20 protein-coding genes are annotated in these 20,042 nt (G+C 58.2%); 6 read left to right on the top strand and 14 right to left on the bottom strand.

Features of this window, described 5'->3' with window-relative positions:
- Positions 1–17: 17 nt before the first annotated feature.
- Positions 18–875 (bottom strand): hypothetical protein, encoded by an 858-nt coding sequence (locus APT89_RS18020; protein WP_041911048.1) that lies wholly within the window; start codon positions 873–875, stop codon positions 18–20.
- A gap of 246 nt (positions 876–1,121) precedes the next feature.
- Here APT89_RS18020 and fetA point away from each other — a divergent pair, with 246 nt between their 5' ends.
- Both fetA and fetB read left to right on the top strand, forming a co-directional pair.
- A complete protein-coding gene (fetA, locus tag APT89_RS18025; protein WP_060573177.1) occupies positions 1,122–1,793 on the top strand; it encodes an iron efflux ABC transporter ATP-binding subunit FetA in 672 nt (223 codons plus the stop codon).
- Positions 1,786–2,568 carry an iron efflux ABC transporter permease subunit FetB gene (fetB, locus tag APT89_RS18030; protein ID WP_041911046.1) on the top strand — a complete coding sequence of 261 codons (783 nt, stop codon included), beginning with the start codon at positions 1,786–1,788 and terminating at the stop codon, positions 2,566–2,568. Before fetA ends, fetB begins: the two co-directional genes overlap by 8 nt.
- A 51-nt stretch (positions 2,569–2,619) precedes the next feature.
- Here fetB and APT89_RS18035 read toward each other — a convergent pair whose 3' ends face one another.
- Genes APT89_RS18035 through tesA form a run of 3 tightly spaced genes read right to left on the bottom strand, consistent with a single transcriptional unit; the run spans position 2,620 to position 4,955 of the window.
- Complete coding sequence (locus APT89_RS18035) at positions 2,620–3,474, bottom strand: co-chaperone YbbN (RefSeq protein ID WP_041911045.1); 855 nt, start codon at positions 3,472–3,474, stop codon at positions 2,620–2,622.
- Between the two features lie 58 nt (positions 3,475–3,532).
- Positions 3,533–4,342, bottom strand: a complete 810-nt coding sequence (locus tag APT89_RS18040) for an SDR family oxidoreductase (protein ID WP_120787303.1) — start codon at positions 4,340–4,342, stop codon at positions 3,533–3,535.
- Positions 4,332–4,955 carry a multifunctional acyl-CoA thioesterase I/protease I/lysophospholipase L1 gene (tesA, locus tag APT89_RS18045; protein ID WP_028012213.1) on the bottom strand — a complete coding sequence of 208 codons (624 nt, stop codon included), beginning with the start codon at positions 4,953–4,955 and terminating at the stop codon, positions 4,332–4,334. Before tesA ends, APT89_RS18040 begins: the two co-directional genes overlap by 11 nt.
- Here tesA and ybbA point away from each other — a divergent pair.
- The 3 genes from ybbA to APT89_RS18060 all read left to right on the top strand — a co-directional run bounded on the left by ybbA (position 4,926) and on the right by APT89_RS18060 (position 9,351).
- Positions 4,926–5,612 carry a putative ABC transporter ATP-binding protein YbbA gene (gene ybbA, locus APT89_RS18050; protein WP_041912055.1) on the top strand — a complete coding sequence of 229 codons (687 nt, stop codon included), beginning with the start codon at positions 4,926–4,928 and terminating at the stop codon, positions 5,610–5,612. The genes tesA and ybbA overlap by 30 nt on opposite strands.
- Positions 5,609–8,023: a putative ABC transporter permease subunit YbbP gene (ybbP, locus tag APT89_RS18055; protein ID WP_060573181.1), complete on the top strand. Its 2,415-nt coding sequence runs from the start codon at positions 5,609–5,611 to the stop codon at positions 8,021–8,023. The genes ybbA and ybbP overlap by 4 nt, the downstream gene beginning before the upstream one ends.
- 182 nt (positions 8,024–8,205) lie before the next feature.
- A complete protein-coding gene (locus APT89_RS18060; RefSeq protein WP_047367634.1) occupies positions 8,206–9,351 on the top strand; it encodes a porin in 1,146 nt (381 codons plus the stop codon).
- A 122-nt stretch (positions 9,352–9,473) separates the two neighbouring features.
- Here APT89_RS18060 and mnmH read toward each other — a convergent pair whose 3' ends face one another.
- The 5 genes from mnmH to ppiB all read right to left on the bottom strand — a co-directional run bounded on the left by mnmH (position 9,474) and on the right by ppiB (position 13,542).
- Positions 9,474–10,544, bottom strand: coding sequence for a tRNA 2-selenouridine(34) synthase MnmH (gene mnmH, locus APT89_RS18065; protein WP_060573183.1), 1,071 nt, complete (start codon positions 10,542–10,544; stop codon positions 9,474–9,476).
- Positions 10,545–10,628: 84 nt separating this feature from the next.
- Entirely contained in the window at positions 10,629–11,696 is a 1,068-nt protein-coding gene (purK, locus tag APT89_RS18070; RefSeq protein ID WP_060573185.1) for a 5-(carboxyamino)imidazole ribonucleotide synthase, read from the bottom strand.
- Entirely contained in the window at positions 11,693–12,202 is a 510-nt protein-coding gene (gene purE, locus APT89_RS18075) for a 5-(carboxyamino)imidazole ribonucleotide mutase (RefSeq protein ID WP_006809824.1), read from the bottom strand. Before purE ends, purK begins: the two co-directional genes overlap by 4 nt.
- A 119-nt stretch (positions 12,203–12,321) precedes the next feature.
- Positions 12,322–13,044, bottom strand: coding sequence for a UDP-2,3-diacylglucosamine diphosphatase (gene lpxH / locus APT89_RS18080; protein ID WP_041911038.1), 723 nt, complete (start codon positions 13,042–13,044; stop codon positions 12,322–12,324).
- A gap of 3 nt (positions 13,045–13,047) precedes the next feature.
- Complete coding sequence (gene ppiB / locus APT89_RS18085) at positions 13,048–13,542, bottom strand: peptidylprolyl isomerase B (protein WP_000256009.1); 495 nt, start codon at positions 13,540–13,542, stop codon at positions 13,048–13,050.
- A gap of 175 nt (positions 13,543–13,717) precedes the next feature.
- On the opposite strand from ppiB, the gene cysS reads away from it, so the two are divergent.
- Positions 13,718–15,103 carry a cysteine--tRNA ligase gene (gene cysS / locus APT89_RS18090; RefSeq protein WP_041911037.1) on the top strand — a complete coding sequence of 462 codons (1,386 nt, stop codon included), beginning with the start codon at positions 13,718–13,720 and terminating at the stop codon, positions 15,101–15,103.
- Positions 15,104–15,188: 85 nt separating this feature from the next.
- On the opposite strand, the gene APT89_RS18095 is transcribed toward cysS, so the two are convergent.
- From APT89_RS18095 to folD, 5 genes are all read right to left on the bottom strand, one after another.
- Positions 15,189–15,710 (bottom strand): metal-dependent hydrolase, encoded by a 522-nt coding sequence (locus APT89_RS18095; protein WP_028012221.1) that lies wholly within the window; start codon positions 15,708–15,710, stop codon positions 15,189–15,191.
- Positions 15,711–15,783: 73 nt separating this feature from the next.
- Positions 15,784–16,800, bottom strand: a complete 1,017-nt coding sequence (gene malI / locus APT89_RS18100; RefSeq protein ID WP_028012222.1) for a Mal regulon transcriptional regulator MalI — start codon at positions 16,798–16,800, stop codon at positions 15,784–15,786.
- 83 nt (positions 16,801–16,883) lie between these two features.
- Entirely contained in the window at positions 16,884–18,383 is a 1,500-nt protein-coding gene (locus APT89_RS18105) for a PTS transporter subunit EIIC (protein WP_028012223.1), read from the bottom strand.
- A 282-nt stretch (positions 18,384–18,665) separates the two neighbouring features.
- Positions 18,666–18,878: a ribosome-associated protein YbcJ gene (gene ybcJ / locus APT89_RS18110; protein WP_028012224.1), complete on the bottom strand. Its 213-nt coding sequence runs from the start codon at positions 18,876–18,878 to the stop codon at positions 18,666–18,668.
- Between the two features lies 1 nt (position 18,879).
- Entirely contained in the window at positions 18,880–19,746 is an 867-nt protein-coding gene (gene folD, locus APT89_RS18115; RefSeq protein WP_028012225.1) for a bifunctional methylenetetrahydrofolate dehydrogenase/methenyltetrahydrofolate cyclohydrolase FolD, read from the bottom strand.
- Positions 19,747–20,042: the final 296 nt, after the last annotated feature.

Here is a 20,042-nt window from a genome sequence, read left to right on the forward strand (position 1 = left end):
ACGGGCGGGGCAGAGCGTTAGTGGTAGCTGTAGGTAAAGTCAGCGATCAGCGCATCGTCACCCGCATCGGCGATGGCTTTCGACAGGCCGTGATAGAAGGTCTCCAGCCCAATCTCTTCGACCTGGCGCAGCTGCTCGCGGATCGGCGCGCAGAACAGTTCCGCATTGCCCGCGCCCACGCGCTTGTTGTTCGGCGGAAGCTGACCGGTGATCCCTTTAAACCAGGTGCGTACCGCGCCCTTCAGAGAGGTGGGTGCGTCGTTGACGGCGTCGTGTCCCGTCAGAATTTGCAGCGTCGGGAACTGGTCTGCACAGACTGCCGTTTTCATACGCGCATAAAACTGGCTGAAGAGTTCGAAAGACTGCAGATCGGTGACTTTGGGTTTGGTCGTTTTGCCCTGAACGTTGCCGGTCTTTTTCGCCGCGGGCTGCGCGGGCGCCAGCTTATTGAGCTGCAGATCGAACAGCAGGTTCGCGTGTTCGCGTCGTTTGCTTACGTCCGGGAAGCGTTCGATAAACGCGCGGATAAATTCCGGCGTCATCAAGTCCGCAAAATCATGGTTGACCAGCCACTGGCCGCGGGCAAACTCACCGGGAGACTGGAACCAGGCCGGAACCTTGCCCGGCTCGAACTCTTTGACATTCCCTCTGCCGTCGATTTCAACGAAGCGAGTGCCGTTATCAAACGCAAAGCGGCAATTCTTCAGCTGAATGACCGGCTTCATCTTCAGCAGGCCCTTAACGAACCGGACAAGCTCTCCCCCGAACACATAAGCCGTAACGGATTCTGAAGCAATGGCAGCAAGCAGCTGATCGATGGTTTTCACGCCGGGTTCAAGTTCAGAAAACTCATAAAAAGTGTGAATATTAGACATTCTTGTACTTCCTTATTGTGTTGCGGGCAGAGCTTAACACCACTTTAACGAATGTTCTAAACCAGGGATACGGAAGTGTCGCTAAGGTCACGGCGTAAACTGTAAAGCGAAAGTGTAAAGCATGTCTAATGAATGCACGGTAAACACAATCGGAAGTCTTGGTGGCGAAAGGGGGCGCTAAAACGCGTTGTGACGAACGTGCGGCACGGATTATGCTAATAACGCTCAGGAGTTACTGGAAAAAATATGAACAACGAAAATGCAGTTTTGCAGATAAAGGACGTCGGCTTTCGTGTCGCAAATAACACGATCCTTCAGCACGTCGGGTTTAACCTTTCTCCCGGTGAGTTCAAGCTGATAACGGGGCCGTCAGGCTGCGGTAAAAGCACCTTACTGAAGATTGTGGCCTCACTGCTGAGCCCAACGGAGGGAACCATTCTGTTTGAAGGGCAGGATATTGCGTCACTTTCCCCGGAAAGCTATCGCCAGCAGGTCTCTTATTGCGTCCAAACGCCCGTGCTTTTTGGCGACACGGTTTTTGATAACCTGATTTTTCCGTGGCAAATCCGCAATAAAACGCCGGAGCCGGAAAAATTCATCGACGATCTGGCCCGTTTTGGCCTGGCGAAGGAGACGCTGACCAAATCCATCAGTGAGCTCTCGGGCGGCGAAAAGCAGCGCGTCTCGCTGATCCGTAATCTGCAGTTCTTACCGAAGGTATTGCTGCTGGATGAGATCACCAGCGCGCTCGATGATGCCAACAAACGCAACGTCAACGAGCTTATTCATCGTTACGCCCGCGAGCAGAATATTGCCGTGCTGTGGGTGACGCACGACTCAAACGAAATTACCCATGCGGATGACGTGATTACGCTCCAGCCGCACGGCGGGAAAATGCAGGAGGCCAACCGTGGGTGAGCATAACATTACCAATGAATCTCTGGCGTTTTCGATGGTGCTGGTGCTGATTGCTATCGTCGTCAGCTACCGGGAAAAGCTGGGCCTGGAAAAAGATATTGTCTGGAGTATCTGCCGCGCGGTGGTTCAGCTCATCATCGTCGGCTATGTGCTGAAGTATATTTTCAACGTCAACCACGCGGTGCTGACGCTGCTGATGGTGCTCTTCATCTGCTTTAACGCGGCGTGGAACGCGCAGAAACGCAGTAAATATATTGATAAGGCGTTTATCTCGTCATTTATCGCGATTACCACCGGGACGGCGCTCACCCTGGCGGTGCTGGTACTCTCTGGCTCGATTGAGTTTACGCCGATGCAGGTGATCCCTATCTCCGGGATGATTGCGGGAAACGCCATGGTGGCCGTTGGCCTGTGCTACAACAACCTCGGCCAGCGTTTCAGCAGTGAACAGCAGCAGCTGCAGGAGAAGTTAAGCCTGGGGGCGACGCCAAAAGTGGCTTCAGCGCGGCTGATTCGTGAGAGCATTCGCTCATCACTGATCCCGACCGTGGATTCTGCCAAAACGGTGGGGCTGGTGAGCCTGCCGGGCATGATGTCGGGGCTGATCTTTGCCGGTATCGATCCGGTAAAAGCGATTAAGTATCAGATCATGGTGACGTTTATGCTGCTTTCCACGGCGAGCCTGTCAACCATCATTGCCTGCTATCTGACCTATCGGAAGTTCTACAACCCGCGCCACCAGCTGGTGGTGACGCCGTTGAAAAAGACGGGGTAATATCGGTTTTTTGTAGGCCCGGTAAGCGTTAGCGCCACCGGGCATTTTTTGTTAGTAGAGCAGCGCGTACAACTGACGACGATACTTCGACGCCAGCGCGTCTCCGGTGCCCAGCGCGGCCAGGATCTCCTGGAACATCTTGCGCGCCTGACCGTCTGCGGCAGCCAGATCTTTCTGCAGGTGGCTGAACAGCAGCTCCAGCGCCTCTTCGTTACGTCCCACCTGATGCAGCTGGAGCGCCAGCTGGCTTGCCAGCGCGGCATCCGCCGGGTTGTCGGCCACCTGCTGCTGCAGCTGCTGAATTTCCGGAGTGTCCGCCGCCTGCTTTAGCAGCTCAATCTGCGCCACCAGCCCCTGATAGCGAGTATCCTGATCCTGCATTGGTACCGTCTTGAGCACGGCTTCCGCGTCTTCTGAACGGTGCAGGGCGATCTGCGTTTCCGCCAGCAGCAGGCCGATCTGGCTGTCCTGGTTCGACAGCTGCCACGCCTCTTTCAGCAGCGGCAGCGCCTCGTCGTATTTGCCTTCCTGCATCAGCACCATCGCTTCCTGCGCTTTCAGCTCTTCTTCGCGCGGCAGCACTTTATCCAGCAGGGCGCGAATCGCCTCTTCCGGCTGGGGGCCCTGGAAGCCATCGACAGGCTGGCCGTTCTGGAACAGATAAACGGTTGGAATGGCGCGCAGACCAAACTGCGACGCCACCATCGGCTCGGCGTCACAGTCCAGTTTCGCCAGAATGAACTGACCGTTGTACTGCGCGGCAAGGCTTTCCAGCACCGGCGTCAGCTGCAGACAGTGCTGGCTGCGCTCAGACCAGAAGTAGAACAGTACCGGTTTAGCCATCGACTGTTCGAGGACCTGTTGCAGGTTTGCTTCTGTAATATTGACGATATTCTGTACGGACATGCGGCTTTCTCTTTTGTCGGTTTACTCTTTACATGGGGATGAGCGTCGTCGCTTCAACTCAGCCGTGCAAAATTTTGTCCATTATCCTGCCCGGCAGCAGGCGCTTTAACCAGCCGACGGCATGGGTGACCAGCGTCACCGGATAGCGCATTTTGGGATGCTCGCTCTCAAAAGCATGGCGCACTTTGGCAACCACCGCCTCTGGCCCGAGGGTAAAACGTGCGGCGATGCCGGGATTTTCGACCGGCTTGTCCGCCTGGGTCTGGTTCACGTTTTCGGTAAAGCGGGTGCGGATCGGCCCGGGTTCAATCAGGCTGACCTTGATGCCGCTGTGGCGCAGCTCCATGCGCAGGGCGTCGGACCAGGCTTCCAGCGCATATTTGCTGGCGGCGTAGGCGCCGCGGCCCGGGGTGGAAATCAGCCCCATCACTGACGATGTCATCACGATGCGCCCTTCGCCGTGCGGCAGCATGGCCGGGAGCAGACGCATGGTGAGCTGATGGACGCCAAAGAAATTGGTTGAAAACTGCTTCTCCAGCGTTTCGCGCGAGAGCGTATCCAGCGGGCCATACACGCCGTAACCGGCATTATTAAAGAGACCGTACAGACGGCCTTCGGTCAGGGCCATCACCTCGTCGGCGGCGCGTTCAACGCTCTCCGGCGAGTCCATATCCAGCTGTATGCCGGTAAAGCCCAGCCCGTTCATGCGCTCGACATCGTCAGGCTTGCGGCACGCTGCCAGCACCCTAAATCCCTGGCGCTTAAGTTCAAGCGCGCTCTCAAGGCCGATTCCGCTGGAACATCCTGTAATTAAGACCGATTTTTGCATAACTTTACCTGTCAGGAACTCCGCTGAATTACGAGTCATGTTTAACTAAAGGAGCCAGCCGCGTTGCCATCCAGTCGGCAATAAACGGCTGCGCATCGCGATTGGGGTGGATACCGTCGTCCTGCATCCACTGAGGTTTGAGATAGACCTCTTCCATGAAAAATGGCAGGAGCGGAATATCAAACTCTTTGGCAAGCTTAGGGTAGATCGCGCTAAAGGCCTCATTATACCGACGACCGTAGTTGGCGGGCAGGCGAATTTGCATCAGCAGCGGCTGGGCGTTTGCCGCCTTGATGTCCCGCAAAATGGTGCGCAGCGTTTGCTCGGTTTGCTGCGGCTGGAAGCCACGCAGGCCGTCATTACCGCCAAGCTCAACCAGCACCCAGCGCGGCTGATGCTGCTTGAGCAGCGCAGGCAGGCGCGACAGACCCTGCTGCGAGGTATCGCCGCTGATGCTGCCGTTGATAACGGTCGTCTTGCTTTGCCATTTGTCATTGAGCAGAGCCGGCCAGGCCGCGCTGGCCGCCATGCGGTAGCCCGCGCTCAGGCTGTCGCCAAGAATCAGTAACGTGTCCGCTGCCGCCGCGCGGAAGGTCATCAGCATCAAAAACAGGAAGGGCAAATGCCAGCGGAAAACAGTGTTGAAGTTCATCGTCTTAAGAAGTCCGTCGGTCAGGGGGAGCAGGAGCTTTCAATCCTTACCGGAGTTGAACTCGTTGTCAAACGCGCCGAAACCATCGCGCTGATTGGCGAATCCGGTTCCGGCAAGTCTACGCTGCTGGCGATTCTGGCCGGTCTGGACGACGGCAGCAGCGGCGAAGTCCACCTGGTCGGGCAACCGCTGCACCAGCTTGATGAAGAGGCGCGAGCCGCGCTGCGCGCGCGGCATATCGGTTTTGTCTTTCAGTCTTTTATGCTGATCCCGACCCTGAACGCGCTGGAAAACGTCGAGCTCCCGGCGCTGCTGCGCGGCGAAAAGAGTCGCGAAAGCCGCACGCATGCGAAGGCGCTGCTGGAACAGCTCGGCCTGGGCAAGCGCCTCGACCATCTTCCGGCACAGCTTTCTGGTGGCGAGCAGCAGCGCGTGGCGCTGGCGCGGGCGTTTAACGGCCGCCCGGAAGTGCTGTTTGCCGATGAACCCACCGGCAACCTTGACCGTAAAACCGGGGATAAAATTGCTGATCTGCTGTTTTCGCTTAACCGCGAACATGGCACCACGCTGATCCTCGTGACCCACGATCCGCAGCTGGCCGCCCGCTGCGACCGCCGCCTGCGGCTGGTGAACGGTATTCTTCAGGAGGAAGCATGATCGCCCGCTGGTTCTGGCGCGAATGGCGCTCGCCCTCGCTGCTGATTGTCTGGCTGGCGTTAAGCCTGGCGGTGGCCTGCGTGCTGGCGCTCGGCAGCGTCAGTGACCGTATGGAAAAAGGGCTCAGCCAGCAGAGCCGCGAATTTATGGCCGGGGACCGGGCGCTGCAAAGCTCGCGTCCTGTGCCGCCTGGCTGGATTGAGGAAGCGCGCAAGGAAGGGCTAAAGGTGGGGGAGCAGCTCACCTTCCAGACCATGACCTTCGCGGGGGACACCCCGCAGCTCGCCAGCGTGAAGGCCGTGGATGACATCTACCCGATGTACGGGGAATTACAAACCAGCCCGCCGGGGCTAAAGCCGACGCCCGGCACGGTGCTGCTGGCATCGCGCCTGATGGCACTTCTCAACCTGAAACCCGGCGACAGTATTGACGTTGGCGATGCCACGCTGAAAATCGCCGGGGAAGTGGTGCAGGAGCCCGACTCCGGCTTTAACCCGTTCCAGCTCGCGCCGCGCCTGCTGATGAACACCGCCGATGTCGCGAAAACCAACGCCGTCCAGCCGGGAAGCCGCGTCACCTGGCGCTACAAGTTTGGCGGCACGTCCGCGCAGCTGGAGGCGTATGAAAAATGGCTTCTGCCGCAGCTCAAGCCGGAACACCGCTGGTACGGGCTGGAGCAGGACGAAGGGGCGCTCGGCAAATCCCTCGAACGTTCCCAACAGTTCCTGCTGCTGTCGGCGCTGTTAACCCTGCTGCTGGCGGTGGCGGCGGTTGCCGTGGCGATGGGGCACTACTGCCGCAGCCGCTACGACCTGGTGGCGATCCTTAAAACCCTCGGCGCGGGGCGGGCGCAGCTGCGCAAGCTGATCGTCGGTCAGTGGCTGATGCTGCTGGCCCTCTCTGCGCTCACCGGCGGAATAATAGGCCTGCTGTTTGAAAAACTGCTGATGGTGATGCTGAAACCGGTGCTGCCGGCCGCTTTGCCCCCGGCAAGCCTCTGGCCGTGGCTGTGGGCGATGGGCGCGATGACGGTGATCTCGGTGCTGGTGGGGCTGCGCCCGTACCGCCTGCTGCTCGCCACGCAGCCGCTGCGGGTGCTGCGCAATGATGTGGTGGCGAACGTCTGGCCGCTGAAGTTCTATCTTCCGGCGATTATTGCTGTTGCGGTCGGGCTGCTGGCCTGGCTGATGGGCGGCAGCACCCTGCTGTGGGCCGTGCTGGCCGGCGCGGTGGTACTGGCGCTGCTGTGCGGCGTGCTGGGCTGGATACTGCTCAACGTCCTGAAAAGGCTGACGGTAAAATCCCTGCCTGTGCGGCTGGCGGTCAACCGCCTGCTGCATCAGCCCTGGTCAACGCTCAGCCAGCTGTCGGCCTTTTCGCTGTCGTTTATGTTGCTGGCGCTGCTTCTCGTGCTTCGCGGAGATCTGCTGGATCGCTGGCAGCAGCAGCTTCCGCCGGAAAGCCCGAACTATTTCCTGATCAACATCGCACCGGAACAGGTGACGCCGCTGAAGGGCTTCCTGTCGGAGCATCACATTATTCCCGAGTCGTTCTATCCCATCGTCCGTGCGCGTCTGACGCAGATCAACGGCCAGTCAACCGAGGGGAACAAGGACGAGTCGCTTAACCGCGAACTCAACCTGACCTGGCAGGAGAAACGTCCCGACCATAACCCGATTACCGCCGGTAGCTGGCCGCCGAAAGCGGGAGAGGTGTCGATGGAAGAGGGGCTGGCGACGCGCCTGAACGTGAAGCTCGGGGACAGCGTGACCTTCACCGGTGATACCCAGGATTTTACCGCCAAAGTCACCAGCCTCCGTAAAGTGGACTGGGAAAGCCTGCGGCCAAACTTCTTCTTCATCTTCCCGCCGGGCGCGCTGGACGGGCAGCCGCAGAGCTGGCTGACCAGCTTCCGCTGGGAAAACGGCAACGGCATGCTGACGCAGCTTAACCGGGAGTTCCCGACGGTGAGCCTGCTGGATATTGGCGCGATCCTCAAACAGGTCGGGCAGGTGCTGGAGCAGGTGAGCCGCGCGCTGGAGGTGATGGTGGTGCTGGTGACAATCTGCGGCATATTGCTGCTGCTGGCGCAGGTGCAGGTGGGCATGCGCCAGCGTCATCAGGAACTGATAGTCTACCGCACGCTCGGCGCGAGTAAGCGGCTGCTGCGGGCGACGCTCTGGAGCGAGTTTGCGCTGCTTGGGCTGGTGGCGGGTCTGGTCGCGGCGATTGGCGCGGAGACGGCGTTGGCGGTGCTGCAGACAAAGGTCTTCGACTTCCCGTGGGAGCCTGACTGGCGTCTCTGGCTAGTACTCCCTCTCTGCGGCGCGGTGCTGCTCTCCCTCTGCGGGGGCTGGCTCGGGGCGCGATTGTTAAAGGGCAAGGCCCTGTTCCGGCAGTTTGTGAATTGATTTGGCATGGTAATAATTACGCACCGGTTTTTATGCCGGTGCGTAATGCTTAAATAGCACAAAGTGATAATGCCAACGCATTTAGTAGCACAAAACATTAAAAACCCGCCCACACAGCCCGAAAATTTCCGGTTAATATTCACCGGCTAAATATTTAGCAGCGTGTCTATTAAGGAAAAATAATGACTATAAAAAAATCAGCGCTGGCGGCAACGATCGGCGCGGCAGTGGCATTGACTACTTTTGCATCTCAGGCAGAAATCACCGTACTTAAGCAGGATCCTCAGGCGGGTAACCCGCTGAGCCGCCTGAACTTCACCGTTGGCGGCAGCATTCGTCCGCAATTCCAGAACATGACCGGCGATGACGGCAAAAACGGCTACAAGCGTAACGGCTTTGACGGCGGTACCCGCTTCCGTTTCGCGGCAGACTACTACCTGTTCGATGACATCAGCTGGATCAGCTACTACGAGCTTGGTGTGAACATTCCGGCGCAGTTTAACTGGGATAACCACTACGCCGACGGCGCGCACGACACCTCACGCCGTATGCTCTACACCGGCCTGAAGAGCGATACCTGGGGTACGCTGACCTTCGGCCAGCAGAACAGCGTTTACTACGATGTGGTGGGCGCGAAAACCGATATCTGGGACTACGACATGATCGGCCAGGCGCCGGGTAACGGGATCAACGGCGACTACGACGGTTCTTACCGTTCACGCCAGATGCTGAAATATAAGAAAACCGTGGGCGATGCGGACATCTATGCATCCTACCTGTTTGAAGACAGCGAATACCTGCCGGGCAACGGCCTGCGCTACAAGCGGAAAGGTGGCGGCTCACTGGGTATCGATTACCACCTGACCACCGATCTGACCTGGGGCGCTGCGTGGAACTACACCCGTGCGGACATGCGTAATCCGGACAACGGCGACAGCAAATCCTACGACCAGAATATTGTCGGTACTGCGCTGAGCTGGACGCCGGACAACTGGACCTTCTCCGCTGGCGGCGGCTGGTACCAGAACTTCCTGACCACCAAAAAAGTGTCTGTTAACGACTACTTTGCGGGCGACGCGTGGGGTATTGAATACTTCGCAGGGTACAAATTCCCAATCGGTCAGTACGCGGTGAAATCCATCCAGCCTTACTTCATGGGTGACCGCATCGAGTACGTGAACGGCCGTAACTACCAGCGCATCGACAACGGCGTGGGTATCAGCTTCCAGCTGGATTACGGTTTCCGCGTGGATTACGAACACGTGTTCACCTCCAGCACCGACAACCTGGGCGACATGAACCTGGTGCGTCTGCGTTACGACTTCTAAGCGGTCTTGTAGGTTGCGGGCTGATGCCCTCACCCTGACCCTCTCCCACCGGGAGAGGGAACAAACATTAAAAACGGCAACCAGGTTGCCGTTTTGCTTTTACCTCGCCACCCGGCTTTCTTTTAGCGGTTAAGCCAGTCAGCGACCTCGCCGTACGTCCCGCGATAGACAATCTTCTCCGCCTTTTTCTCCAGCTGATAGCCGTACATCGGGTCGTAATAGTCCTTCAGCAGCGGTACAAGCCAACTGAAGTGCGCGTCGGTGCTGCCCGTTCGCTGTTGTTCGGCAAGTGCCGCGTCCAGTAGCGCCGTAAATTCCGCAAAACGCTGTAGCCCAAGCCGACGGCGAATGGCAAACAGGCCGTGGTGCAGGTACTCGCTGTACTCCTTCCAGCCCGCCTCCTCACCGTACGCGGCAGTAAAATCCGCCCACATGTGGTCAAAATACTCTTCGCGCAGGCGCTCAAGACGGGTTTCAAACGGGTCTTCGACGACAACGATAGGGGCGTCAACCATGCGGTCGCGCAGGCACTCCGGCAGGTGGTTGGAGCCAATCATCCGGCCCTCGTCCTCCAGCACCCAGCGCGCGGCGTCTTTTTTCAAAAGCTCAACCGAAAGGTGATTCTCAAAGCTCGCCTGGGAAAGCTGCGGCGTAAGCGTGCGGCCAAACGACGAGCCGCGATGGTGCGCCAGCCCTTCCAGATCGATGCCCTGCGCGTGCTGCTTCACCAGCAGCGTTTTACCGTTGCCGGTACAGCCGCCAATAAGCACCATCGGCTTTTGCGACTGCTCAATGGTGACCTGAATTGCCGTCTGGCGCAGGGCCTTATAGCCGCCGCGGATCAGCGGGTAGTCGATGCCAGCCTCTTTCAGCCAGGCCTGAGAGATATGCGAGCGCTGACCGCCGCGCGCGCAGCAGAGATAGCCCTCGGGGTGCGCAAGGCTGGCTTCACGCCAGGCGTTAATGCGCGACTCCCGCGTCTCGCCGCTCACCAGGCTATGGCCGAGCGCCAGCGCGGCGTCGGGTCCCTGGCGCTTATAGCAGGTACCGACGGCGGCACGCTCGTCGTCGTTCATTAAGGGCAGGTTGAGTGCGGCGGGCATCGCACCCTGGGCAAATTCGATCGGCGCGCGAACGTCGATTAAAGGGGTATCAGACGCGAGGATCGCGCGATAGTCCGTTCCATCGTTCATGGTGATTCCAGAAGAAAACTCAGCAGCAATGGGCGGGGATTGTACGCCGGGGAAGGGGAAGGTCAACTCCCCGGCGCAGATGTCTTACTTGAGCTTTGACTGTGCCCAGACAATTCCGCTCGCGTATTCTGGCGGCAGGAGAGGAACGATCGCCTCCAGGGTGGCGCTCAGGCGGTCGGTATCGCTGTCGTTCAGGTTGAGATGACCCACTTTACGACCCGCGCGAACCTCTTTGTCATACCAGTGCAGATGCACCAGCGGCAGCTTCAGCCAGTCGTAGTTCAGATCGGTCCCGATCAGGTTTATCATCACCGACGGGCTGTTAACGACGGGCTGTGGCAGCGGCAGGTCGGTGATGGCACGCAGGTGCAGTTCGAACTGGCTGATGGAGGCGCCGTTTTGCGTCCAGTGGCCGCTGTTGTGCACGCGCGGCGCCAGCTCGTTGATCAGCAGGCCCGACGGCGTGATGAAGCACTCCATCGCCATCACGCCCACGTAGCCCAGCTCGTGCATGATGGCGGAGAGCATCTCTTCCGCCTGCGCCTGCTGGTCGGCATTGGCGTGCGGGAAGGCGACGCTGGTGCGCAGAATGCCGTCCTGATGCAGGTTATGCGTCAGCGGGTAAAACACCGTGCGGCCATCGTGCCCGCGTGCGCCAACCAGCGACACTTCGCCGCTGAAGTTGATGCCCTGCTCAACGATGCACTCGCCGTAGCAGTCGTCCGGCAGCTCGGCGGTGTCGCCTGCGCGCAGGCGCCACTGGCCGCGGCCGTCGTAGCCACCCACGCGGCGCTTCACAATCGCCAGCTCGCCCAGCATGGCGAAGATGTCGTTCCACTCGCTTTTATCAGACAACAGCTGCCACGGGGCGGTTGCGAGGCCCAGCTTGTCGAACAGCTGCTTCTGCGTCAGACGGTCGGCAATGATCGGGAACACGTCGCGGTTCACAAAGGCGTTATGGCGCGCCAGCTCGCGGGTCAGGGCGGTTTCCGGCCAGCGTTCAATTTCGGCGGTGATTACGCTCTGATGGAACGGCACCGCTTCCGGCTCGGCGTCCAACCCGACGGGCCAGACGGCAATCCCCAACGGTTCGCCAGCCTGACGCAGCATGCGGCCCAGCTGGCCGTTGCCGAGGACGCAAACCTGCTTCATGCCGCACCCCGCGGGTCCGGATTATCCAGCACCTCGTCGGTCTGGGCTTTACGCCACTCCGCCAGGCGTTGGTGTAAATCTTTGTCGTGCGTTGCAAGAATTTGCGCGGCCAGCAGGGCGGCGTTCGCCGCGCCCGCTTTGCCAATTGCCAGCGTACCGACAGGAATACCGCGCGGCATCTGGACGATGGAGTAGAGGCTATCGACACCGCTTAACGCGGCGCTTTGAACAGGGACGCCCAGAACCGGCACCAGCGTTTTGGCGGCAATCATGCCCGGCAGATGTGCTGCGCCGCCCGCACCGGCAATAATCACCTCATACCCGTTCTCTTCGGCGCTTTCGGCGAAGCTGAACAGTTTGTCCGGCGTACGGTGTGCGGAAACCACTTCAACGTGGTGCGGAACATTCAGGATTTCAAAGATTTCGGCGGCGAACTGCATGGTAGCCCAGTCGCTTTTGGACCCCATCACGATGGCGACACGCGCCGGATTATTGCGGGAAGACATGCGTCTTAAAACTCCTGTGGTGCGAAACACACTGCTTTCGAGGGCACAGAGAATAGCATGTTATACGGGCAAGGAAAACGGTTGCGTGGCTGAGAAACAAGCGAAACGACGAGAAAACGTTAAAACGGAAAAGCGATCAGTTCGACACCGTCGGGAGTGACTTTGACCATCGAACCCTCAGTATGCCATGCGCCCAATACCACGCGATGGGCCGGTTCACCGTTGGCGCTCAGAGAATGCACGTCAGGGCGATGGGTATGACCGTGGATCAGCCACTGAACGCCATGCTTTTCCATCACGCTCACCACTGCTTGCGGGTTGACGTCCATGATGGTCAGGGATTTGCTGCTGTTGGCGGCTTTGCTGCCCGCACGCATTCTGGCGGCGATGCGGTTGCGGATAAACAGCGGCAGGGCAAGGAACACCTTCTGGATCCACGGGGTGTGGACCTTAGCGCGAAACGCCAGGTAGCCGGTATCGTCGGTGCAGAGTGTGTCGCCGTGCATGATCAGTACCTTGCGGCCATAGAGATCGAGCACCTGTTCTTCCGGCAGCAGCGTCATACCGCTTTCGCGGGCGTAGCGCTTGCCGAGCAAGAAATCACGGTTGCCGTGAATGAAGTAGCAGGGGACGCCGGAATCTACCAGCGTTTTAATGGCGGCAGCCATTTCACGATGCAGCGGGTTAGGATCGTCGTCGCCAATCCAGGCTTCAAACAGATCGCCCAGGATGTACAGCGCATCGGCGCTTTTCGCTTCACCGCGTAAAAAACGCAGAAAACCGGCGGTTATCGCCGGTTCTTCTGTTTGCAGATGCAGATCCGCAATAAAGAGTGTCGCCACGAATTACTCGCTGACGGTCACGCTTGTAATCACAACGTCTTCTTTAGGAACATCCTGGTGCATGCCGCTGCGGCCGGTAGAGACGGCTTTGATCTTATCGACCACGTCCATACCTTCAACCACTTCTGCGAACACGCAGTAGCCCCAGCCCTGCAGGCTTTCGCCGGAGAAGTTCAGGAAGTCGTTGTCCGCTACGTTGATGAAGAACTGCGCGGTGGCAGAGTGTGGTGCCTGAGTACGGGCCATTGCCAGCGTACCGCGGGTGTTTTTCAGGCCGTTGTTCGCTTCGTTTTTGATCGCCTCTTTGGTCTCTTTCTGGCGCATGCCAGGCTCGAAACCGCCGCCCTGGATCATAAAGCCGTTGATCACGCGGTGGAAAATAGTGTTGTTGTAGAAACCTTCGCGGCAGTAGTCCAGGAAGTTTTTAACTGTTTCAGGCGCTTTGTCATCAAAGGTCTTGATTACGATATCGCCATGATTAGTGTGGAAAGTAACCATTTTTGCATCCTGTTCCGTTATTGTGGTACGTCGACCCGCCTTCGGGTCATATATAGGGGCTTGTTATAGCATAACCACAGGACGCGATCACCTTGCATTGTGTGCTGATCCTATTCCGAATTATGGGTATTATATGGAACAAACAACTCACACACGTGTTTACATGGAATCTTCGATGTTAAAAATCTTTAATACAATGACGCGCCAGAAAGAGGAATTTAAACCTATCCATGCCGGGGAAGTCGGCATGTACGTGTGTGGTATTACGGTTTACGATCTCTGTCATATCGGCCATGGCCGCACCTTTGTCGCGTTCGACGTGGTCTCTCGCTACCTGCGCTTCCTGGGCTATAACCTGAAGTACGTGCGTAACATCACCGACATCGACGACAAAATCATCAAGCGCGCTAATGAAAACGGCGAAAGCTTTGTTGCGCTGGTGGATCGCATGATTGTTGAGATGCACAAAGATTTTGACGCCTTAAATATTCTGCGTCCGGACAGCGAGCCGCGTGCGACCCACCATATCCACGAAATTATCGAGATCACCGAAAAGCTGATCGAACGCGGTCATGCGTACGTAGCGGAAAACGGCGACGTGATGTTCTCCGTGCCGACGGACCCAACCTACGGCGCGCTTTCCCGTCAGGATCTGGACCAGCTGCAGGCCGGCGCGCGCGTGGACGTGGTGGACGTGAAGCGTAACCCGATGGACTTCGTGCTATGGAAGATGTCCAAAGAGGGTGAACCAAGCTGGCCATCCCCGTGGGGCGAAGGCCGTCCGGGCTGGCACATTGAATGTTCCGCGATGAACTGCAAGCAGCTGGGCAATCACTTCGACATTCACGGCGGCGGTTCGGATCTGATGTTCCCGCACCACGAAAACGAAATTGCGCAGTCCACCTGCGCCCACGGCGGCGAGTACGTTAACTACTGGATGCACTCCGGGATGGTGATGGTTGACCGCGAGAAGATGTCGAAATCGCTGGGCAACTTCTTCACCGTGCGCGACGTGCTGAAGTATTACGATGCGGAAACCGTGCGCTACTTCCTGATGTCTGGCCACTATCGTAGCCAGCTGAACTACAGCGAAGAGAACCTGAAGCAGGCGCGCTCGGCGCTGGAGCGTCTGTACACCGCGCTGCGTGGCACCGATAAATCTGTGCCTGCGGCGGGCGGCGAAGCGTTCGAAGCGCGCTTCGTTGAGGTGATGAACGATGACTTCAACACCCCGGAAGCCTACTCCGTACTGTTCGACATGGCGCGCGAAGTGAACCGCCTGAAGTCAGAGGACATGGCGGCGGCGAATGCGCTGGCATCTCATCTGCGTAAGCTCTCTTCCGTGCTCGGCCTGCTGGAGCAGGAGCCGGACGCGTTCCTGCAGAGCGGTGCGCAGGCGGACGACGGTGAAGTGGCGGAAATTGAAGCGCTGATAAAAGCGCGTCTGGAAGCGCGTCAGGCCAAAGACTGGGCGGCGGCGGATGCGGCGCGTAACCGTCTGACCGAGATGGGGATCATTCTGGAAGACGGCCCGCAGGGGACGACCTGGCGTCGTAAGTAAGTCTGTAACGCCCGGTGGCGCTAACGCTTACCGGCCCTACGGTTAAAAGTAGGCCGGGTAAGGCGCAGCCGCCACCCGGCTTTTTTTACCTTCTTTTCCACCACAACATCCCCATCAGCACCACCCCCGGCAGCCACACCCACAGCAGTTCCGAGATAATGACCTCATGCCCGTACGGCGTGGCGTAGCGCGACAGCGCAAACGGCGCGACCTTAATCACCTGCCACGGCGCAAAGAAGCGCTCGTCTGACCACGGCCACAGCCAGCCGACGCCTTTTCCGCCGGTGGTAACGGAATCCAGCAGGCTGTGCGACAGCAGTGAAACGGTTAAGAACAGCCAGCAGCGCGTCAGGCTGGCCCGGAACCATCGTCGGCCAATCAGCACGCAGAGTATCGGTACCGCAAAGGCAAACAGCAGCGAATGGGTAAAGCCGCGGTGGCCGAAAATATTCCCGTAGGCGACGCCGAATTTGAACGCCAGCACGTCGGCGTCCGGCAGCATGGCGAGCACGATCCCGGCAAACAGAAGGCGGGGAGGGATGACTTTCGTTCCCAGACCTAAGCCCAGGCAAAGGGGAACAGCAGCGTGAGTGATAACGGTAGGCATTGCAATTATCCATGGCAAATCACGGCAATATAGCAGCGAATCCGCTGCAGCAAACCTGTGTCAAATTCTGATTTTACGCCGACTCGCGGGCGATAAGCTGCCCGGACAGCGTAATGCGCTGGGTTTGCAGATCCGGCTCCTTCAGCTTGCGGATAATCAGCCCCGCCGCCTGTCGTCCTGTTTCATCGCTGGCCGAAGAGACGTAGGTGAAGGAAGGGGAGGTGAGGTTGACGTGGAGCATATCTTCAAAACCGATCAGCGCCACCTGCTGGGTCAGGAACACGTCTTTCCCCACGGTGCGACCCACCTGGTGAATGCCGGAAATGGAGCCGATCATCGCATCCGGGGAGTGGCAAAGCAGGGCGGTGATGGAGCTGTTTTTTTCCAGCAGCTGGCGCGTTGCCATCGCGGCGGCCTGGGTGTCGTCGCTGCAGGCCGGTGAATAATCATCGCGCCAGACCAGCCCGTTTTGCGTCATCGCGCTGCGAAAGCCGAGCAGGCGCTGCTCGCGAATAAGACAGCCCTCGCGCCCGCCAATGTAGGCGATCGTGCGGTGTCCGCGTTCGATAAGATAGCGTGCGGCCAGGTTCGCCGCCTGGCGATTATCGCGCATGACCAGATTGCATTTTTCGTCCAGCAGAGACTGCGAGACCGCCACCAGCGGCAGCGGGCACTGGCGGATCTGCTCCGGTAAAGCGGCGTTACGGGTGTCAGACGCCAGATAAATAACGCCCGCGACGCCCTGCTGCTTAAACGACAGCAGGGTCCGTTCCAGATGTTCCTGGTCGTTCAGCGGCTGGCCGAGAAACACCATATAACCCTGCTTCTCCAGTTCCTGTACGATGCTCGCCATCACCTTGATGGAAAAGCTGTCGCTGAAGTCGCGCAGGATCAGGCCGATAAGATTGGAGGTGTTGGCGCGGAGGTTGGCAGCGGCAACGTTATGAACATAGCCCAGCGTCGTGATGGCGGCATTGACCTTCTCGATCGTCGCCTCTGAGATTTTCCCTTTCTGACGTAGCACCAGCGACACGGTAGAGACCGAGACGCCCGCGTGCTTTGCGACATCAATGATGCTGACTTTCTTCAAAACCGCTCCCTGAAATTTACCGATTATCAGCCGGATAAGACACGTCTCCCAGCGTACAGGAGACGTGTCGTTCAGGCATCTTATTATTTGCCGATCATGGTGGACATGGTCTGGGCGATAAACTGTGCTCTGGCACCGAAAATCACCTGGATCCCGTTGTCGCCGACGAAGACCACGCCGCGCGCGCCAAGCCCGTTCAGTCCGTCCCTGTCCACCGCATCGCTCTTCGCCACTTCCAGACGCAGGCGGGTGATGCAGGAGCCGACGGAGTCAATGTTCTGCGCGCCGCCCAGCAGGCCGATGATTTCGGTGGCAAGTTCGGAATCGGACTTGTCATTCGCGCTGGCGGTCACCTCCGTACGGCCCGGCGTTTTCACGTCGAAGCGACGGATCACGAAGCGGAACGTGAAGTAGTAAATCAGCGCCATCGGAATGCCGATGATAATGGCACTCAGGAAGTTGGTCTGATAGCCGTTAAACGACGGCAGGATCCCGAACGACAGGTAGTCGATAAAGCCCGCCGAGAACGATTTGGCGATATGCGCGTGCAGCAGGTACATAGTCATGTACGCCAGGCCCGCCATGATGGCGTTGAAGACGTACAGAATCGGCGCCACGAAGATAAAGGTGAACTCTACCGGCTCGGTGATCCCCGTCAGGAAGCAGGTGAGGGCAGCGGAGAAGAGAATACCGGCCGCGATTTTCTTATTCTTCGTATGCGCTTCGTGGTACATCGCCAGGCATGCCGCGGGCAGCGCGAACAGCATCAGCGGGAACTCGCCCTGCATGAACTTACCGGCGTTCTGGTAGGTGTCGCTGCTGAAGGATTTCACCCCCTCTTCGAGCATTTTGAACCAGATGGTCTGGTCGCCGTGGATCACCTGGCCCGCCTGGGTGGTGTAATCCCCGAACGAATACCAGAAGGACGGATACCAGATGTGGTGCAGGCCGAGCGGGATCAGCGCGCGCTCCACCAGCCCGAAGATAAAGGTCGATGCCGCCTGGTTATCACCGTTTACGATCACGGAGAGCGCGTCGATACCGGCCTGAATATGCTGCCAGACGTACGGTAGCAGCAGCCCCATCAGGAAAGAGAGGAACGCCGTGGCGATCGCCACAAAGCGCTTCCCGGAGAAGAAGCCGAGGAACTCCGGCAGCTGCATGGTGTGGAAGCGGTTGTAGCACCAGGCTGCGAGAATGCCGCAGATAAGCCCGCCGAAGACGCCCATCTGCAGCGTCGGGATGCCGACCACCATGGCATATTTTCCGCCCTGTGAGGCCATTTCCGGCGTAATGCTCAGCACGGTGCTGATGGTGATGTTGGTGACAAACACCGACACCGCCGCCGAGAGCGCTGCAATGCCGGATTCCGAGGCCAGACCGACAGCAGAGCCGATGGCAAACAGCATCGGCAGGTTATCAAAGATAACCCCGCCAGCGTTCATCATCAGCGGCAGGTGGAACTTATCGCCGAAGGCCAGCAGGAGGCCCGCAGCGGGAAGCAGTGAAATTGGCAGCATTAAGGCGCGACCAATCATCGATAACTTAGACAGCGATTTAACAAATCCTGATATCAGACTCATGCTGATTTCCCCCGAGTAGCGCTTTTTAAGCGCTGTTATTGTAAGTAGAACGTTTTAGTAGAACGTTCTACTTATCGTGGGGAAAGAGTGAAAAACGCGCAACTGAAATCTCACCTTTCAACAGATGAAATAGTGATTATTTGAAGTTGATCGATAAATAACCGTGATGGGTGTGAGGGGATAGAGATAGAAATTGCCGGATGGCGGCTTCGCCTTACCCGGCCTACAAACGGAGACAGTACGTAGGCCCGGTAAGCGCAGCGCCACCGGGCAACAAACGGCTTACGCCGTCACGGTCACGCTCTGCCCTTCAAAACTCACGGTCTGGCCGGCGACAATCTTGCAGCGCTTGCGGGTTTCCACCACGCCGTCTACTTTCACCTGCCCGTCGGCGATAACGATTTTCGCCTGCGCGCCGCTTTCGCTCCAGCCTTCGAGCTTGAGCAGATCGCACAGCTCAACGTGCGGGTGTTTGCCTAATGAAAATGTGGCCATCTTATGCTTCCTCTACATCGTGGTACTCTTCGCATGCCTGCAAAGTATTCTGAATCAGCGTTGCTACAGTCATCGGGCCAACGCCGCCCGGCACTGGCGTAATGTAAGAGGCGCGAGCCGCCGCATCTTCGTACACCACGTCGCCGACCACTTTGCCGTTTTCCAGACGGTTAATCCCGACGTCCACGACAATCGCGCCCTCTTTGATCCACTCGCCCGGAATAAAGCCCGGCTTGCCGACCGCGACGATCAGCAGATCGGCGTTTTCAACGTGGTGACGCAGGTTTTTGGTAAAGCGGTGGGTCACGGTGGTGGTGCAGCCTGCCAGCAGCAGCTCCATGCTCATCGGACGGCCCACGATATTGGACGCGCCGATGACCACGGCGTTCAGGCCGTAGGTGTCGATGTTATAACGCTCCAGCAGCGTCACGATGCCGCGCGGGGTGCACGGGCGCAGACGCGGCGCGCGCTGGCACAGGCGGCCCACGTTGTACGGATGGAAACCGTCGACGTCTTTATCTGGCGCGATACGCTCCAGCACCTTCACGTTGTCGATGCCCGCAGGCAGCGGCAGCTGAACCAGAATGCCGTCGATCTCTTTATCGGCATTCAGGGTGTCAATAAGTTCCAGCAGTTCCGCTTCGCTGGTGGTTTCCGGCAAATCGTAAGAGCGGGAGACGAACCCCACCTCTTCACACGCTTTGCGTTTGCTGCCGACATAAATCTGTGATGCCGGGTTGCTGCCAACCAGCACAACGGCCAGCCCGGGAGCGCGTTTTCCGGCGGCTTTACGCGCCTTCACTTTTTCCGCGACCTCAGAGCGCACCTGCTGCGCAATCGTTTTACCGTCAATAATCTTTGCTGCCATCAGAGAGAAGATTCCGTCTGTAACGTTTGAAAGGGGGGATTGCCTGTATTTTGTCAGAAGCGAGCGCCGCTGTCAGTCACCCTTTACGAGTTTTCATCCGTGAGGCGTAAAAACCCTTCTTAAGGGATGGTCAATTTCTTAGACGGGATTAGGATGTGACCTGGCGAAATGGCAGTGTTTTGACATATTTAAAAATTACATCCTGAGCTACTTTGTCTCCTCCGAAATAAGTTTTCAATTATGCAATTGAACGTATTTCTTATTCCCGATTTTTCGCGGGAAGGGTTATTTACATT

Origin of the sequence: Enterobacter sp. 50588862, assembly GCF_001462935.1 — a bacterium.
GTDB lineage: Bacteria > Pseudomonadota > Gammaproteobacteria > Enterobacterales > Enterobacteriaceae > Enterobacter > Enterobacter bugandensis.

What these genes read in the sequence shown, in the direction of transcription:
- APT89_RS18020 (WP_041911048.1), bottom strand. Translation starts at nt 875, where the DNA reads ATGTCTAATATTCACACTTTTTATGAGTTTTCTGAACTTGAACCCGGC.
- fetA (WP_060573177.1), top strand. Translation starts at nt 1,122, where the DNA reads ATGAACAACGAAAATGCAGTTTTGCAGATAAAGGACGTCGGCTTTCGT.
- APT89_RS18035 (WP_041911045.1), bottom strand. Translation starts at nt 3,474, where the DNA reads ATGTCCGTACAGAATATCGTCAATATTACAGAAGCAAACCTGCAACAG.
- APT89_RS18040 (WP_120787303.1), bottom strand. Translation starts at nt 4,342, where the DNA reads ATGACTCGTAATTCAGCGGAGTTCCTGACAGGTAAAGTTATGCAAAAA.
- ybbA (WP_041912055.1), top strand. Translation starts at nt 4,926, where the DNA reads ATGCCAGCGGAAAACAGTGTTGAAGTTCATCGTCTTAAGAAGTCCGTC.
- tesA (WP_028012213.1), bottom strand. Translation starts at nt 4,955, where the DNA reads ATGAACTTCAACACTGTTTTCCGCTGGCATTTGCCCTTCCTGTTTTTG.
- ybbP (WP_060573181.1), top strand. Translation starts at nt 5,609, where the DNA reads ATGATCGCCCGCTGGTTCTGGCGCGAATGGCGCTCGCCCTCGCTGCTG.
- APT89_RS18060 (WP_047367634.1), top strand. Translation starts at nt 8,206, where the DNA reads ATGACTATAAAAAAATCAGCGCTGGCGGCAACGATCGGCGCGGCAGTG.
- mnmH (WP_060573183.1), bottom strand. Translation starts at nt 10,544, where the DNA reads ATGAACGATGGAACGGACTATCGCGCGATCCTCGCGTCTGATACCCCT.
- purK (WP_060573185.1), bottom strand. Translation starts at nt 11,696, where the DNA reads ATGAAGCAGGTTTGCGTCCTCGGCAACGGCCAGCTGGGCCGCATGCTG.
- purE (WP_006809824.1), bottom strand. Translation starts at nt 12,202, where the DNA reads ATGTCTTCCCGCAATAATCCGGCGCGTGTCGCCATCGTGATGGGGTCC.
- ppiB (WP_000256009.1), bottom strand. Translation starts at nt 13,542, where the DNA reads ATGGTTACTTTCCACACTAATCATGGCGATATCGTAATCAAGACCTTT.
- cysS (WP_041911037.1), top strand. Translation starts at nt 13,718, where the DNA reads ATGTTAAAAATCTTTAATACAATGACGCGCCAGAAAGAGGAATTTAAA.
- APT89_RS18095 (WP_028012221.1), bottom strand. Translation starts at nt 15,710, where the DNA reads ATGCCTACCGTTATCACTCACGCTGCTGTTCCCCTTTGCCTGGGCTTA.
- APT89_RS18105 (WP_028012223.1), bottom strand. Translation starts at nt 18,383, where the DNA reads ATGAGTCTGATATCAGGATTTGTTAAATCGCTGTCTAAGTTATCGATG.
- ybcJ (WP_028012224.1), bottom strand. Translation starts at nt 18,878, where the DNA reads ATGGCCACATTTTCATTAGGCAAACACCCGCACGTTGAGCTGTGCGAT.
- folD (WP_028012225.1), bottom strand. Translation starts at nt 19,746, where the DNA reads ATGGCAGCAAAGATTATTGACGGTAAAACGATTGCGCAGCAGGTGCGC.